At 71.1% G+C, this 15,320-nt stretch carries 16 protein-coding genes and 1 pseudogene; 2 read left to right on the forward strand and 15 right to left on the reverse strand.

The window, feature by feature from the left end; genetic code table 11:
* Positions 1–4: 4 nt before the first annotated feature.
* From tatC to IE247_RS19315, 10 genes are all read right to left on the reverse strand, one after another.
* Entirely contained in the window at positions 5–889 is an 885-nt protein-coding gene (gene tatC, locus IE247_RS19270) for a twin-arginine translocase subunit TatC (protein WP_190124524.1), read from the reverse strand.
* A gap of 110 nt (positions 890–999) precedes the next feature.
* The gene (gene tatA, locus IE247_RS19275) at positions 1,000–1,287 is read right to left on the reverse strand and encodes a Sec-independent protein translocase subunit TatA (RefSeq protein ID WP_190124419.1); all 288 of its coding nucleotides are present in this window, start codon (positions 1,285–1,287) and stop codon (positions 1,000–1,002) included.
* 247 nt (positions 1,288–1,534) lie between these two features.
* Entirely contained in the window at positions 1,535–1,735 is a 201-nt protein-coding gene (locus tag IE247_RS19280) for a hypothetical protein (RefSeq protein ID WP_190124420.1), read from the reverse strand.
* Positions 1,736–1,746: 11 nt separating this feature from the next.
* The gene (locus IE247_RS19285) at positions 1,747–2,010 is read right to left on the reverse strand and encodes a hypothetical protein (RefSeq protein ID WP_190124421.1); all 264 of its coding nucleotides are present in this window, start codon (positions 2,008–2,010) and stop codon (positions 1,747–1,749) included.
* A gap of 100 nt (positions 2,011–2,110) precedes the next feature.
* A complete protein-coding gene (locus IE247_RS19290; RefSeq protein ID WP_190124422.1) occupies positions 2,111–3,118 on the reverse strand; it encodes a helix-turn-helix transcriptional regulator in 1,008 nt (335 codons plus the stop codon).
* Between the two features lie 13 nt (positions 3,119–3,131).
* Entirely contained in the window at positions 3,132–4,088 is a 957-nt protein-coding gene (locus tag IE247_RS19295) for a helix-turn-helix transcriptional regulator (protein ID WP_190124423.1), read from the reverse strand.
* Positions 4,089–4,220: 132 nt separating this feature from the next.
* Positions 4,221–4,592, reverse strand: a complete 372-nt coding sequence (locus IE247_RS19300) for an FKBP-type peptidyl-prolyl cis-trans isomerase (RefSeq protein ID WP_190124424.1) — start codon at positions 4,590–4,592, stop codon at positions 4,221–4,223.
* Positions 4,593–4,694: 102 nt separating this feature from the next.
* Complete coding sequence (locus tag IE247_RS19305) at positions 4,695–5,633, reverse strand: FKBP-type peptidyl-prolyl cis-trans isomerase (RefSeq protein ID WP_190124425.1); 939 nt, start codon at positions 5,631–5,633, stop codon at positions 4,695–4,697.
* 219 nt (positions 5,634–5,852) lie between these two features.
* Positions 5,853–7,214: a Pup--protein ligase gene (gene pafA, locus IE247_RS19310; RefSeq protein WP_190124426.1), complete on the reverse strand. Its 1,362-nt coding sequence runs from the start codon at positions 7,212–7,214 to the stop codon at positions 5,853–5,855.
* A gap of 9 nt (positions 7,215–7,223) precedes the next feature.
* Positions 7,224–8,504: an MFS transporter gene (locus IE247_RS19315; protein WP_190124525.1), complete on the reverse strand. Its 1,281-nt coding sequence runs from the start codon at positions 8,502–8,504 to the stop codon at positions 7,224–7,226.
* A gap of 242 nt (positions 8,505–8,746) precedes the next feature.
* Here IE247_RS19315 and IE247_RS19320 point away from each other — a divergent pair, with 242 nt between their 5' ends.
* Both IE247_RS19320 and IE247_RS19325 read left to right on the forward strand, forming a co-directional pair.
* Entirely contained in the window at positions 8,747–9,895 is a 1,149-nt protein-coding gene (locus IE247_RS19320; RefSeq protein WP_190124427.1) for a LacI family DNA-binding transcriptional regulator, read from the forward strand.
* Between the two features lie 59 nt (positions 9,896–9,954).
* The gene (locus IE247_RS19325; RefSeq protein ID WP_190124428.1) at positions 9,955–11,028 is read left to right on the forward strand and encodes a hypothetical protein; all 1,074 of its coding nucleotides are present in this window, start codon (positions 9,955–9,957) and stop codon (positions 11,026–11,028) included.
* A gap of 104 nt (positions 11,029–11,132) precedes the next feature.
* On the opposite strand, the gene prcA is transcribed toward IE247_RS19325, so the two are convergent.
* From prcA to dop, 5 genes and pseudogenes are all read right to left on the reverse strand, one after another.
* Positions 11,133–11,933 (reverse strand): proteasome subunit alpha, encoded by an 801-nt coding sequence (prcA, locus tag IE247_RS19330; RefSeq protein ID WP_190124429.1) that lies wholly within the window; start codon positions 11,931–11,933, stop codon positions 11,133–11,135.
* Positions 11,934–11,995: 62 nt separating this feature from the next.
* Positions 11,996–12,841, reverse strand: a complete 846-nt coding sequence (prcB, locus tag IE247_RS19335) for a proteasome subunit beta (protein WP_190124430.1) — start codon at positions 12,839–12,841, stop codon at positions 11,996–11,998.
* A pseudogene (locus IE247_RS19340) lies at positions 12,793–12,972 on the reverse strand (endonuclease domain-containing protein); the annotation flags it as partial. The pseudogene IE247_RS19340 and the gene prcB, both read right to left, overlap by 49 nt.
* A gap of 165 nt (positions 12,973–13,137) precedes the next feature.
* Entirely contained in the window at positions 13,138–13,356 is a 219-nt protein-coding gene (locus IE247_RS19345; protein ID WP_161226477.1) for a ubiquitin-like protein Pup, read from the reverse strand.
* A 150-nt stretch (positions 13,357–13,506) separates the two neighbouring features.
* Positions 13,507–15,018, reverse strand: coding sequence for a depupylase/deamidase Dop (gene dop / locus IE247_RS19350; RefSeq protein WP_190124432.1), 1,512 nt, complete (start codon positions 15,016–15,018; stop codon positions 13,507–13,509).
* Positions 15,019–15,320 lie beyond the last annotated feature (302 nt).

The raw sequence follows: 15,320 nt of genomic DNA on the forward strand, positions 1-15,320 counted from the left end.
GGGCTCAGGTGATGTCGTCGTAGCCGTTGACCCGGTGGGTGCGCGCTCCGTCCGACTCGCCCTTCGACTGCTCCGGGAGGGAGTGTCCGGCGGTGACCGGCTCGGTGTCGAGGTCGAGCGGGGACGCCTCGTCGTCGTCGAGGGCGGCGTCGGGGTCGCGGCGCGCACGGCGCTTGTCGTTGAGCAGGGAGAAGCCCACGGCGGCGAAGTAGAGGACGACGATCGGCCCGGAGAGGGCGATCATGCCGATGGGGTCCGTGGTCGGCGTGGCGATCGCGCCGAAGACGAAGACGCCCATGATCACGCCCCGCCACCATCCGGACATGCGGCGGCCGGTGACCAGGCCGACCAGATTCAGCATGATCAGGATGAGTGGCAGCTCGAAGGCGAGGCCGAAGACGAGCACCATACGGACGGAGAAGTCGAGGACGTCGTCCAGTTCGAGCAGGTTGCCCGCCGCGTCCGGGGTGATCTTCAGCAGCATCTCGAAGCTGATCGGCATGATCAGGTAGGCGAGGTAGGCGCCGGACAGGAAGAGCGGGACGGCCGCGGTGACGAAGTAGTACGTGTACTTCTTCTCGCTCTTGTGCAGACCGGGCGCGACGAACGCCCAGAGCTGGTAGAGCCAGACCGGGCAGGAGAGGACGAAGCCGGCCAGCAGTGTGACCTTGATGGTGGTGGTGAACGGCGACAGGAGTTTGTTGAAGACGATCTCGGCGCACTGGCCGCCGGCGTTGGACTGGCCCTTCTCGCACGCCGGGACGGGCGCGGCGAGGAAGTCCATCAGCTGCTTGTTGTAGAAGACCGCGATGATGCTCATGACGACGATCGCCAGCAGTCCCTTGGCGAGCCGGTTACGCAGCTCGCGCAGGTGCTCGGCGAGTGGCATCCGCCCCTCGGGGTCCTTCTCCGGGCTCTTCGAGCGGGCAGGCTTGAGCAACCCACGTCCTCATCTCATGCGGCAGACCGCCCTCCGTCGAGGAGAGGCGGCCCGGGTGGTCAGCGCTGGGCGGAGTCGGTGGGCTCGGCGACGGGGCGGGCGCTCTGCACATCGCCCGGCGAGGCCTGGATCGTACGGGGAGCCGGCTGGACCGGGTCCTGTGCCTTGGGCTCTGCGGGCGCGGCGGCGCTCTGGCCGCCCTCGGACTTCATCTGCCGGGCCTCGCTCTTCAGGATGCGCGCGGACTTCCCCAGGGAGCGCGCCATGTCCGGAAGCTTCTTCGCGCCGAAGAGCAGGATGACGACGAGGAGGATGAGAACAATCTCCAACGGACCGAGGTTCGGCATAATTCTGGTCTACCTTCTCACCGTGGCGGCATGGTCTGTGCTGTCGGCCGGGGCATGGAGGTACCACACCACAGCCGTTCGATCGTAACTCCCGGGGGTAAACAGGGGGCAACCCCCTGGCAACTCCCGTCGGCGGGTGGTGCCTCATCACCTGTGCCGCCGCACCTCAGGGTACCGGTCACTCGCACGCCACAGCAGGGTGCAATGACCACCTTCTGTATTGGCCATGCACACGGCGAGTCCCGGATCAGGGGCGGAGCGTCTCCCCGGTGCGCGCCAGTCCGGTCGCCGCCCGCTCCAGATCCTCCGCCGCGCGGTTGATCCGCTCCGTCGTCCGGGCGACCTCCAGACCGAGGCGCCGGGCCTCGATGAAGACCCTGATGCCGAGCAGACCGAGGACGGCGATGCCGAGGAAGCCGAGGGCGACGGCGAGCATGGGCCAGAGCATGGGAGGGAAACCTAGACCGTTCCGGAGCCGGGAGTGAGACGGAGGGTGCGGACCCCGCCGCCGGTGAGGAGTTCGACGATCCGCTCTCCGGCCGGCTTGCGCACGGCGGAGCCGCACTCGGGGCAGGTGAAGGAGTAGAAGGTGGTGCGGTGGCTGGCTCCGATCGCCAGCCGCAGCGCCTCCGCGGCCAGTTCGAAGCGGGCCCGGCAGTCGGGGCAGGCGGCCTTGAAGAGCACCGGGCCGACCGAGGACGCGATCCCTGAAATCAGCGACATGTGCGGTACGCCTCCCTCTCCCCGCCCGTCCGGGCGACAGCGTCACGGCCGGCCCCGGCCGCGTACGCCCCTTCGTCGAGTTCGTCGAGTTCGTCGGGCATCAGCCGTGCGCCCCGGCGACGGGCGCGGTCCCGCCGCCGCCCGCCTCCTCAAGGCCCTTGTCCTCGTAGGCGGCCAGCGCCTGCCGGGCCGCGTCCCGGGCGCTGAGCGCCAGTTCGGCGGGGGCGACGATCCGTCCGTCCTGGCCGAGCCGGAGCGCGAGCCTGCGCAGCAAGGCGGGGGACGGGGTCCGCAGGGTGATGCGCAGACCGCCGTCGGGCAGCTCGTCCGCGCTGTCGTGCGGGTAGTACTCCGCGACCCAGCGGCCCGCGGGCCCGACCTCCACGATCACCTCGGGATCGTCGGCCGAGGGCTGGACCAGCCCCTCGGAGAGGTCCCGCAGCTCGACCTCGGGCGGCGCGGACGGCGCGTCCAGCAGTCTGATCTCGGCGACCCGGTCGAGCCGGAAGGTCCGGCGCGCCTCGGAGAGCCGGCACCAGGCCTCCATATAGGTGTGGCCGACGGCGAAGAGCCGGATCGGGTCGACCTCGCGCTCGGTCAGCTCGTCGCGCGCGGGCGAGTAGTACCGCACCCACAGCCGCCGCCGCTCCGAGATCGCCCGGTCCACCTCGGCGAAGACACCGCCCTCGGACTCGAAGGTCACCGAGAGCCGGGAGGAGGCCCCGGCCGCCTCGCCCGCCGCCGTCTCCAGCTTGGCGGTGGCCCGCAGCAGCGCCTCCCGGTCGCCCTCGCGCAGCCCGGGCAGGGTGGCCACCGCGCGCGCGGCGACCAGCAGCGCGGTCGCCTCGTCGGCGGCGAGCCGCAGCGGCTCGGCGACGTCGTCGGGGTTGTGCCACCAGATCCGGTCGCCGTCGGTGTCGATGTCGAGCAGATCGCCGCCGCGGAAGCTCGTCCCGCACATGGGCAGCACATCGAGATCGGAGATCAGCTCGTCCTCGGTGATGCCGAAGGCACGGGCGACATCGCCCACCCGGGCCCCGGGGCGCTCCCGCAGATAGGTCACCAGCGACAGCATCCGCCGGGTCTGGTCAATGGCGTTGGCGGCCATGGTCCGACTCCCCTCAGCCCTTGGCCACGGCGCGCAGCCGCTCCATGACATCGGCCCGCAGATCAGCGGGCTCCACGACCACCACATCGGGGCCGAACTCCACGAGCCAGGCGTCCAGCCCGTGCCCGTACGGAATCTCCAGCTCCTCCCAGCCGCCGGCCAGCTCCCGCACCGACTGGGCACGGGCGCGCAGCGGATAGCCGCTGCCGGCGCGCAGCCGGATCCGCGCGGTCCGGGTGGCGGTCTCGCCGGCCCAGCTCTCGACGGTCTCCCGGACGGTCACCACATCGGGTACGGGCGCGGTGAAGGCCCCGGCGCGGGAGCGGACCCGGCCGGTGATGCGGGAGAGCCGGAAGACGCGCTCGGCCCGCCGGTCGCGGTCCCAGCCCGCCAGATACCAGTGGCCGCGCCAGCACTCCAGCGTCCAGGGCTCCACCTGGCGCTGCTCGGGGCGGGCGGCGGTCGCCTTGCGGTAGTCGAAGACCACGGTCCTGCGGTCGCGGCAGGCGAGCATCAGCGGTTCGAAGGCGGTCTCATGGACCGGGATCCGGGGTTCCAGGGCGCTGTACGGGAGGTCGTAGGCGTCCTCCGCCTCGGGCATCCCGGCCGCGCGCAGCTTCTGGAGGGCGCCGCTCGCGGCCCCCGCCAGTCTGGCCTGCTGCCAGACCCGGGCGGCCAGCCCGAGGGCTGCGGCCTCCTCGGCGTCCAGGGTGATCGGGGGCAGCCGGTTGCTGTCGCGGCGGGCGAGATAGCCCACCTCGCCGTCGAGGTTCTCCACCGTGGCGATGACGAGGCCGAGTTCGCGGAGATCGTCCTTGTCGCGCTCGAACATCCGGTTGAAGGCTTCGTCCGAGCCCGCTTCCAGATAGGCCTCGATGGACCCGCGCAGCTCACGCTTGCTGAGCGGGCGGCGCGTCCCGAGCAGGCACAGCGCCAGATTCATCAGCCGCTCGGCCTTGGCAATGGCCATCGACGCCCTGCACCTCTTCTGCTTGAGTCGCTTCCGCACCGCCGACCGTACCGCCCCGGGGTGTCGGGACAAAAGCCGAGGCCCATGCTCCCGAGAAGAGCATGGGCCCCGGCGGACCGGATCGGACCGGGATCAGGTCGAGATCAGGTCGACGACGAAGATCAGCGTCTCGCCCGGCTTGATCGCGGCACCCGCGCCGCGGTCGCCGTAGCCGAGGTGCGCGGGGATGGTCAGCCGACGGCGGCCGCCGACCTTCATGCCCTGGACACCCTGGTCCCAGCCGGCGATGACGCGACCGGCGCCGAGCGGGAACTTGAACGTCTCGCCGCGGTTCCAGGACGCGTCGAACTCCTCGCCCGTGGAGAAGGAGACACCCACGTAGTGGACGGTGACAAGGTCACCGGCCTTGGCCTCCGCGCCATCGCCCTCCCAGAGATCCTTGATCTCCAGGTCGGCCGGCGGGTTGCCTTCCGGGAAGTCGATCTCGGGCTTCTCGATGCTCACTGATACTGCTCCTCGTAAAACGGTGTACGGGCAACCGGGACAGTCTCGCACCTCGCCCGGCCGGGGGCCGAGTCCGGCGTGGCCGCCGCGCTCCCGGCCGGATCAGGCCTTCGCGAGCAGATCCACCGCGAAGACCAGGGTGGAGTTCTTGGGGATGCCGTTCTGGTCCTTGTCTCCGAAGGCCTTGTCGGAGGGGATCACCAGCAGCACCCTGCTGCCCACCTTCTTGCCGATCAGCCCCTCCTTGAGGCCCTCGACGGTCACCTGGGCCAGCGGCCAGCTGACGGTGGAGTCCGACTTGTAGGTGCTGTCGAACTGCTTGGCGTCCTTCCAGATGTACGCCTCGTACTTGGCGACGACGGTGTCCTTGTCGGTCACCTCGGGGCCCTTGCCCTCCAGCACGTAGTTGGAGACCAGCTTCTTCGGCGCGTCCGTCTTGGGGATGGTCACCGAGGGGGCCTTGCCGTCGGTGTTGGTGCCCACCTTCGGGAGCGCGGTGTCGTTCTGGGGGACCTCCGCGCCGTCGGCGGAGACCGGGACGGTGGTGCCCTTGACGATGTCCATGACGAAGACGAGCGTCGCGTTGGCCTTGATGTCGCCCTGGCCCTGCGCGCCGTAGCCGAGGTCCGGCGGGATCGAGACCTCCAGACGGCTGCCGACCTTCTGGCCCTTCAGAGCCTCCTGCCAGCCCTGGATGACGCCCTGGCCGCCGATGGCCACGTCGAAGGGCTGACCCCGGTCGAAGCTGTTGTCGAAAGGCTTGTTCTCGTCCCACTCCTGGCCGAGGTAGTTCACCTGGGCCTGGTCGCCCTTCTTGAGGACCGCGCCCTTGCCCGCGCTGATGACCTCGACCTTCAGCTTTTTGGGCGGGGTGCCCTCGCCCTTCGCCAGCGTCGGCTTCTCACCGAACTTGGCGCCTTCGGTGATGGCGGGCAGTCCGCCCTGGGAGGGGCTGGAGTCGGAGCCCTTTTCCTCGCTGCCGCACGCCGCTGTCGACAAGAGCAGCGCGGGGACGACAAGAAGGCCGGCGATTCGGCGCACGTGTTCCTCAGATCATCAGACGTCGGGGTGGAGGGGGTGTCGTGTGGTGGGGACTGCGGCGTCGGCGCAGTCCCCACCACACGACACCCCCCGGAGTCCCCGACACTCTAGGGCGTGCCGAGGGCCCCGCACGAGCAACGTACGGGGCCCGGGTGACGTTCCGGCGACCTGTGGCACTCATGTGCCCACCGGCCGGGCCGCCCTGAGGGGATCGGACGGCTACATGCCGGCGATCAGCTTCTCCACCCGGTCGTCGACCGAACGGAACGGATCCTTGCAGAGCACCGTGCGCTGCGCCTGGTCGTTGAGCTTGAGGTGGACCCAGTCGACGGTGAAGTCCCGCCGCTGCTCCTGCGCCCGGCGGATGAAGTCGCCGCGCAGCCGGGCCCTGGTGGTCTGCGGGGGCACCGACTTGCCCTCGAAGATCTTGAGGTCGTTGCAGATCCGCGCGGCCTGGCCCCTGCGCTCCAGGAGGTAGTACAGCCCGCGCCGGCGGTGGATGTCGTGGTAGGCGAGGTCTATCTGGGCGACCCGGGGGTGCGACATGGTCATGTTGTGCTTGGCCCGGTACCGCTCGATGAGCTTGTACTTCATGACCCAGTCGATCTCGGTGCCGATCCGGTCCAGGTCCTCGGCCTCGATCGCGTCGAGGGTGCGGCCCCACAGCTCCAGCACCTGCTCGACCGTGCCGGTGCGGATGCCGCGCCGGTCGACGAAGTCGACGGCCTTCTCGTAGTACTCCCGCTGGACCTCCAGGGCGGAGGCCTCGCGGCCGCTGGCGAGGCGCACCTTGCGCTGCCCGGTGATGTCGTGGCTGACCTCGCGGATCGCCCGGATCGGGTTCTCCAGGGTCAGATCGCGCATCACGGTGCCCGCCTCGATCATGCGCAGCACCAGATCGGTGGCGCCGACCTTGAGCAGCATCGTGGTCTCGGACATGTTGGAGTCGCCGACGATGACATGGAGTCGGCGGTAGCGCTCGGCGTCCGCGTGCGGCTCGTCCCGGGTGTTGATGATGGGACGGGACCGGGTGGTCGCCGAGCTGACGCCCTCCCAGATGTGCTCGGCCCGCTGACTGACGCAGTAGACCGCGCCGCGGGGGGTCTGGAGCACCTTGCCCGCGCCGCAGAGCAGCTGGCGGGTGACGAGGAAGGGGATGAGGATGTCCGCGAGCCGGGAGAACTCTCCGTGGCGGGCGACGAGATAGTTCTCGTGGCAGCCGTAGGAGTTTCCCGCCGAATCGGTGTTGTTCTTGAAGAGATAGACGTCGCCCGCGATTCCCTCCTCGTGCAGGCGGCGTTCGGCGTCGACGAGCAGACCTTCGAGAATCCGCTCTCCGGCCTTGTCGTGAGTGACCAGCTCGGTCACGTTGTCGCATTCCGGTGTCGCGTATTCGGGATGCGATCCCACGTCGAGGTAGAGGCGGGCGCCGTTCCGCAGGAAGACATTGCTGCTGCGGCCCCATGAGACAACTCGGCGGAAGAGGTAGCGCGCCACTTCGTCAGGTGACAGTCGGCGCTGTCCCCTGAACGTGCACGTGACGCCGTACTCGTTCTCCAGCCCGAAAATGCGGCGGTCCATGTCTGAACATTACGCCTCAGGGCCTGAGCTGAAACCGGGTTCGGCGGCACCATTGCGATCATTTTCGGCTGATCGCGCCGGCGGGTCCGGAATGGAGCGGGCGACGTCCACCGCGCGGCCCGGTCCGGCGAGGGTCTTCTGAGTGGCCGTCAGAACGAGCAGGGCGAGGATTCCGCCGGCCCCGGCGACCGCGAAGCCCCACGAGGTGGAGCCCAGTTCCACGGCGGGGCCCGCGGCGGCGGTGCCCGCGGCCGCGCCCACGCCGAAGGTGGTCACCAGCCAGGAGAACGCCTCGGTGACCGTGCCGCGCGGCGCGTGCCGGTCCACGACGACGAAAGCGCAGGCGATCGCGGGGGCGAGGAAGAGCCCGGCGAGAGCGGCCAGGGCCGTCATGGCGACGACGCCGGGCGTCAGCGCCAGCGGCAGATAGCCGACCGCGAGCAGGGCCACGATGACCAGCAGCCGGCGCTCCGGGGGGCCGGCCCAGCGGCGGGCCCCGTAGAACACGCCCCCGATCAGCGCGCCGAGGCTCAGGGCGGCCAGCAGCCAGCCGTAGATCGCGTCCCGGCCGTGGTCGTCCGCGTAGGCGACGCCCGCGACGGTGATGGAGCCGAGCGCGAGCCCCACGAAGAAGAACGACCCCAGCAGGGCCAGCAGCCCGCCCGAGCGCAGCGCGCCCAGCCAGTGGGCCTCCCGGGGGGCCGAGCGCCAGGCGCGGGACGGCTCGGAGAGGACGACGACGAGCGCGCCGAGCACCCCGATCGCGTTGATCGCCAGCAGCGCCGCCCCGGCGGACCAGAGCGAGACGAACAGGGTGATCAGCAGCGGCCCCGCGGTGAACATGATCTCCTGGGCGACCGCGTCCAGGGCATAGGCCCGGTGCACCCGGTCCGTGCGACCCAGCACGCTCGGCCACAGCGCCCGCAGCCCTCCTTCGAGGGGCGGGGTGAACAGCCCGGCGACGAAGACCGCCGCGTACGCGAGGGGCAGCGAGCCGATCCCCGCGACGGCCAGCACCACCATGCCCAGCGCGGACACCACCGCGGCGGGGAGCTGGACCCGGAGCTGTCCGCGCAGGTCCACGGCGCGCCCGAGCAGCGGCTGCCCGATCGCGGTGGCTGTGCCGTACACGGCGGCGAGCGCGCCCGCGAGGGTGTAGCCGCCGCCCTCGGCCCGGGTGAACAGCACGATGGCGATCGGGCCCGTGGCGTGGGGCAGCCGCCCCACCAGCGTGCCGGCGAGCAGCCGTGCGGCGTGCGGGGCCCTGAGGATGTCCGCGTATCCGCCGATCCCGGTGCCTCCGCCGTCCCCGCCGTCTCCGCCGTCCCCGGTGTTCCCGACGGCCCCGGTCGCTTCGCCGGTTCCGGTGGCTTCAGACACCACGCCCCGCCCCCCTCTCCCCGGCCCGGGCCGAGGTGTTACGTATAACGTCGAGGCTCATACGTACCATGTCGACAGTCCGCGGGTCCACAGCACCGCCCCGCCGCGGATCCGCGCCTACCGCGGACGGCGGCGCAGCGAAGGACGGCACCATGGCAGACGGGCAGCGCCCGCCCGCTCCCGGCGGGGGCGGACCGCGCCACGCCACGGCCCCGGAGCCGGAGCCGGCTCCCCCGGGCGACGGCGTCCCTCCCGGGGCCCGGCCCACCAGCCGGGACGTCGCCCGGGCCGCCGGGGTCTCGCAGGCCACCGTCTCGCTCGTGCTCGGCGACAAATGGCGCGGCCGGGTCTCCCCCGGCACCGCCGACACCGTCCGCGACACCGCGCGCTCACTGGGCTACCGGCCCAATCTCGCCGCCCGGAATCTGCGCCTCGGCCACACCAGGACCGCGCTCCTGGTGGTCCCGGCCCTCACCCACGAGTTCTTCGCCCGCGTCTACACCGGGGCCGCCGCCGTCGCCGAGCGGCACGGCTTCGGCGTGGTCGTCTACCCCTCCCCGGACGGCATCGGCCCCGCCAAGGACCCCTTCGCCTCCGCCCGCGCGGCCCTGGACGGTGTGATCGCCTCCTCGATGGCCACCGACGCGCTCACCGCGCTGCGCGCCTCCGGTCTGCCGCTCGTGATGCTCGACAGCGACCCCGAGGACCGGGGGGCCGCCGCCCGGGTCAACCTCGCCATCGCCGACGGCGTCCGTCAGGTCGCGGGCCATCTGCTGGACCTCGGCCACCGCCGGTATCTGCATCTCGCCCCGGCCATCGACTCCTGGACCTTCGAGGTGCGCGCCCGCGCCCTGGCCGCCGCCGTCGGCGCGGTCCCCGGGGCGAGCGTGCGGACCGTCCGGGGGCCCTTCACCGTCGACGCCGCCCGGGAGGCCGCCCACCGGGCGCTGACCGCGCCGGGTCCCCGGCCGACCGCCGTCGTCTGCGACGGGGACACCCTCGCCGCCGGGGTCTGCAAGGCCGCCCGCAGGCTCGGCCTGCGCGTCCCGGAGGATCTCTCGGTCACCGGCTTCGACGATCTCGCCCTCGCCACCGCCGTCGAACCCGAGCTGACCACCGTGCGGCTCCCCGCCGAACAGGTCGGCGAGCGCGGTATGCACGCCCTGCTCGCGGTGCTCGACGGGCGCGCCCCGGCGCGGGACGAGCTTCCCGTACAGCTCGTCGTCCGCGAGTCCACCGGCCCAGTGCCCGGGGCCGTGCCCGGGTCCGTGCCTGGTCCCGTACCCGGGTCGGTGCGCTGACGGACCGCCGAGACGGCCCGCCCTTGAGCCCGCACGTGCCGCGTGGAACGATCTTGATCATGACGAGTACGGCGGAGACGCCGATCGACGCCACCCTGGTCGGAACGGTCGGCACGACCGGCTCGGTGACCCCGCTCACCGGCGGACGGCTGGCCCTGACGGACGACGACCGGCTGGAGATCCACGACGCCAAGACCTTTCTCTCCGGGGCCCTCGCCCCGCTGCGGACGCTGCCCCTGCCGCCGCGCTCCACCGCCGCCGCGCTGGAGGACGGCGCGATCGTCTGCGAGGCCGCCGGGATCCGCCGGATCACCGCCGACGGAAGGACGCTCTGGGAGCTTCCGCACACCCCGTGGCACGGCTGTCACGACGAACCGCGCCCGCCGGGGCCGCCCGCCCCGCACCCGGGCGGCGGCCTCGTCAGCGTGCTGGTGCCCACCCTCGCCGTCGGGGGAACGGCGACGGCCCGCCCCGGGGGCGGCGCGTCCGGACTCCCCTACGGCAATGACACGCTGCTGCTGCTCGACACCGATTCCGGCCGGATCCGGGCCCGCCGTCCGATCAGCGGCATCTCGTCCGTCGCCACCCAGCGCTGGCGTCCGGACGGCGCGCTGCTCGCCCTCTCCTCCTGGACCGCCTGGTACAGCTGGACCAGCTGGTGGATAGAGCCGCGCCGCGACGGACTCCACATCCGGGGCACCACCGCCATGCGGGAGATCATCGACTTTCTGCCGCGCCCGCCCGACGGCGGGCCGGACGCGCCGCCGCATCTGCTCACCCTCCGCCGCGCCGAACGGATCGCGGCCGACGACGACCGCAATGAGCTCGCGGCCCACGACGTCGCCGCCGACGAGCCCACCACGCTGTACGACCTGGCACGGCTCACCGCCGGGCGCGACAGCGACGAGTTCGACGGCGCGTTCCTCCTGGACGACAGGCATCTGCTGGTCACCGGCCGGACCTACCCACCGGGACGCCCCGCGGTGATCCGGCACTGGCTCTGCGACGCCGCCACGCTCCGGCCGCTCGGGCGGGTCCGCTATCCGGCGCCCGTCGGCTGGGTCACCCCGCTCGGCGACGGGACCTGGCTGACCCGGCACACCGGGGGCCTCCGCCACTGGTCACTGCCCTGATCCACCGGCGGTCCCGGCCGTCGGCGGAGGGGGCCGGACACGGCCGTGCCCCGGGACCGGCCGTCGGACCGCCCCCGGGGCACGCTCATGGCTCCGCCGGCGGACTACTCGCCGCTCTCGCCACTCTGGCGGGTCTCGCCGGTCCCGCCGCTCTCCTCGGTCTCCTCGATGTCCGAAGGGGCGTCGGTCGGAACCGAGGCCGCCCCGTCGGCCTCCAGCAGCCGGGCCAGCTGCCGGCCCACGATGCGCTTGAACTTCCGCTTCTGCGGGCGGGTGCGGTCCAGCACCGCGACTTCGAGGCGCTCCGCCGGGATCTCCCGCTCGGTGCCGTTGGTCTGGGTGGAGAGCGCCTGCACCGCGAGCTTCAGCGCCTCCGCGAGCGACATGCCGTCCCGGTGGCGCTGGTCCAGGAACGCGCTGATCTGCTCGGCGCTGCCGCCGACCGCGACCGAGCCGTGCTCGTCCACGATCGACCCGTCGTGCGGCAGCCGGTAGATCTGGTCGCCGTCGGGCGTCGCGCCGACCTCGGCGACCACCAGCTCCACCTCGTACGGCTTCTCGGCCGAACTGGAGAAGATCGTGCCCAGCGTCTGCGCGTAGACATTCGCCAGACCGCGGGCGGTCACATCGTCACGGTCATAGGTGTATCCGCGCAGATCCGCGTAGCGCACCCCGCCGATCCGGAGATTCTCGTACTCGTTGTACTTGCCGGCCGCCGCGAAACCGATCCGGTCGTAGATCTCGCTGAACTTGTGCAGCGCGCGGGACGGGTTCTCGCCGACGAAGACAATTCCGTCGGCGTACTGGATCACAACCAGGCTGCGACCTCGGGCAATGCCCTTGCGGGCATATTCCGCCCGATCCTGCATGGCCTGTGCGGGCGAGACATAGAACGGCGTCGTCACCGGTTATCCGTCCCTTTCTGTCAGTGGCGTGAAAGCCCCGCCGAGTAGTAGCCGAAAAAACATCAGAGCAGCGCGGCGCGCGGCCCGTCGGGCCGTTCGAGGCGGCGCTCCAGAATCGCCCGGGCGATCTCGGAGGACTCGTCGTCGGTGAGCTTGCGGACCCCGTCCTCGGTGATCACCGTGATGATCGGGAAAATCCGCCGGGCGATGTCGGGGCCGGCGGTCGCCGAGTCGTCGTCGGCCGCGTCGTAGAGCGCCTGCACCGCCAGCGTGGCGGCCTGCTCCTCGGTCAGATCCTCGTGATAGAGCTTCTTCATGGAGCCGCGCGCGTAGACCGAACCCGAGCCGGTCGCCGCGTAGCCCCGCTCCTCCGAGCGGCCGCCCGTCACGTCGTACGAGAAGATCCGCCCCTTGCCGCGGTCCACGTCGTACCCCGCGAAGAGCGGAACGACCGCGAGCCCCTGCATGGCCATGCCCAGATTGCCCCGGATCATGGTCGACAGCCGGTTCGCCTTGCCCTCCAGGGAGAGCTGGACGCCCTCCACCTTCTCGAAGTGCTCCAGCTCCAGCTGGAAGAGCTTCACCATCTCCACCGCGAGGCCCGCGGTGCCCGCGATGCCCACGGCCGAGTACTCGTCGGCCGGGAAGACCTTCTCCATGTCGCGCTGGGCGATCACATTTCCCATGGTCGCGCGCCGGTCACCGGCGAGCACCACGCCGCCGGAGAAGGTGACGGCGAGGATGGTCGTGCCGTGCGGGGCCTCGAAGGCTCCCTGCACGGCCGGAAGAGCACGGTTCCCCGGGAGCATTTCCGGGGTGTGCTCCCCCAGGAAGTCCATGAAGGAGGAGGAGCCAGGCGTCAGAAAGGCAGCCGGCAGACGTCCGGCGCCACGAGTGTTGGCTTCCACGAGTTTCCTTCCACGTAGGCGGCAGCCCGACGGACGGTGTCGGGATGGTCTCCCAACGTGCCGATGGCCGAATTACGGTTGAAGCACGGTATGCCACGGACCCTACCCGTCTCCCGGCAGTGATCCACATGTGCGGCGGAAGCCGCGGGACGGAGGGAGCGGAACCCTCCGTCCCGCGGTCATCACGCCGTGTTCGGCCGCGGTCGTGCGGTACGGGCACCGGAAAGGCGCTGCTCGCCCCCGGGCGGCCCGGCGCACAGAACGGCGCGTCGGCTCGGCAGAGCCCGACGGCTCCGCTACTGTCCGCCTTTTTGTACGAATGAGCGGACGAAGTCCTCGGCGTTCTCTTCGAGCACGTCGTCGATCTCGTCCAGTACGGAGTCCACGTCGTCCGACAGCTTCTCCTGGCGCTCCTTGAGATCCTCGGAGACCTGCGCGTCCTGCGCCTGCTCCTCGGCCTCCTCCGTGGAACGCGTGGCCTTCTGCTGTCCGCCGCCGGTGTCCTTGGTCGCCATGTCCCTCACCCCGCTCGGTTTGCCCTGACGTGAGTTCGTTCCTGTCAAGATCAGACCCTACAAGCCCGGTCCGACATCGGCCCCGTACTTTCCTCAACGCCCTGGGGCCGTCCCCGCGATTCCCGTTGATGATTCCCGAACCAGGCCCTTTTAGCCCCCTGACAACACCCGGACCAGGTCTTCCGCCGTCCGGCACCGGTCCAGCAGCTCCTTGACGTGATTGCGGGTGCCGCGCAGCGGCTCCAGGGTCGGGACCCGCTGAAGCGAGTCACGGCCCGGGAGGTCGAAGATCACGGAGTCCCAGGAGGCCGCGGCCACATCGTCCGCGTACTGCTCCAGACAGCGGCCCCGGAAGTAGGCGCGGGTGTCCTCGGGAGGCTTGGCGCGGGCCCGCACCACATCCGTCTCGTCCAGCAGCCGTTTCATCCTGCCCCGGGCGGCCAGCCGGTTGTAGAGGCCCTTCTCGGGCCGTACGTCGGCGTACTGGAGATCCACCAGATGCAGCCGGGCCGCGTCCCAGCCCAGCCCGTCCCGGCGGCGGTAGCCCTCCATCAGCTCCTTCTTGGCGATCCAGTCCAGCTCGCCCGAGAGGCTCATCGGATCGTTCTCCAGCCGGTTGAGCGTGTCCTCCCAGCGGGCCAGCACATCCTTGGTCTGCTCGTCCGCGTCGGCCCCGAATCGCTCCTCGACATACTTCCTGGACAGCTCGTAGTACTCCATCTGGAGCTGGACAGCGGTGAGTGTCCGCCCGCTGCGCAGCGTGACCAGCTGCTTCAGCCCCGGGTCGTGGGAGACCTGGTGCAGTGTGCGCACCGGCTGGTCGACGGCGAGGTCGACGGCGATGAAGCCGTCCTCGATCATGGAGAGGACCAGCGCGGTGGTGCCGAGCTTGAGATAGGTCGAGATCTCCGACAGATTCGCGTCACCGATGATCACATGGAGCCGGCGGTACTTCTCGGCGTCGGAGTGCGGCTCGTCCCTGGTGTTGATGATGGGGCGCTTGAGTGTGGTCTCCAGGCCGACCTCTACCTCGAAATAGTCGGCCCGCTGGCTGATCTGGAAGCCGTCCTCGTGCCCGTCCTGGCCGATGCCGACCCGGCCCGCGCCGGTGACCACCTGCCGCGAGACGAAGAACGGGGTCAGATGGCGCACGATGTCGGAGAACGGCGTCTCCCGCTTCATCAGATAGTTCTCGTGCGTACCGTAGGAGGCGCCCTTGTTGTCCGTGTTGTTCTTGTAGAGATGGATCGGCAGGGCGCCGGGGAGCTGGGCCGCGCGGTCGGCGGCCTCGGCCATGATCCGTTCGCCGGCCTTGTCCCACAGGACGGCGTCGCGCGGGTTGGTGACCTCGGGAGAGCTGTACTCGGGGTGCGCGTGGTCGACGTAGAGCCGCGCGCCGTTGGTGAGGATCACATTGGCCAGGCCGATGTCCTCGTCGGTGAGCTGACTGGAGTCGGCGACCTCTCGGGCGAGGTCGAAGCCCCGGGCGTCCCGCAGCGGGTTCTCCTCCTCGAAGTCCCAGCGGGCGCGGCGCGCCCGGTGCATCGCCGCCGCGTAGGCGTTGACGATCTGGGATGAGGTGAGCATGGCATTGGCGTTGGGATGGCCCGGGACGGAGATGCCGTACTCCGTCTCGATTCCCATTACTCGCCGTACGGTCATGCGGCCCTCCTTGCCCTGCGACGCTCCCGTCCGGGGGCGGCGCTTCAAGTACCGCTGGTGCTCCGGTGCGCATGCGGTGCCCGTCCCCGCGCTGCGCGAGCCGGCGGTACCGAAGAGCCTAGAACGCCTCCGCGCCGCGGGGGAGATCGATCGCGTCATTGCTGGGGTGTGGCTGATCCGGCCCGCCGGGCCGGTGTGGCCCGGCGGGGAAACGGGCGGGCGGGGGGGGCCCGCCGGGGGGGCGCCCGGGGGGGGGGCGCCCTCACGGGTGTGTCCCGGGTTTCCCCCCCGCCGGGGGGGGG

The sequence above is a fragment of the Streptomyces inusitatus genome (assembly GCF_014651115.1).
Lineage (GTDB): Bacteria > Actinomycetota > Actinomycetes > Streptomycetales > Streptomycetaceae > Streptomyces > Streptomyces amakusaensis.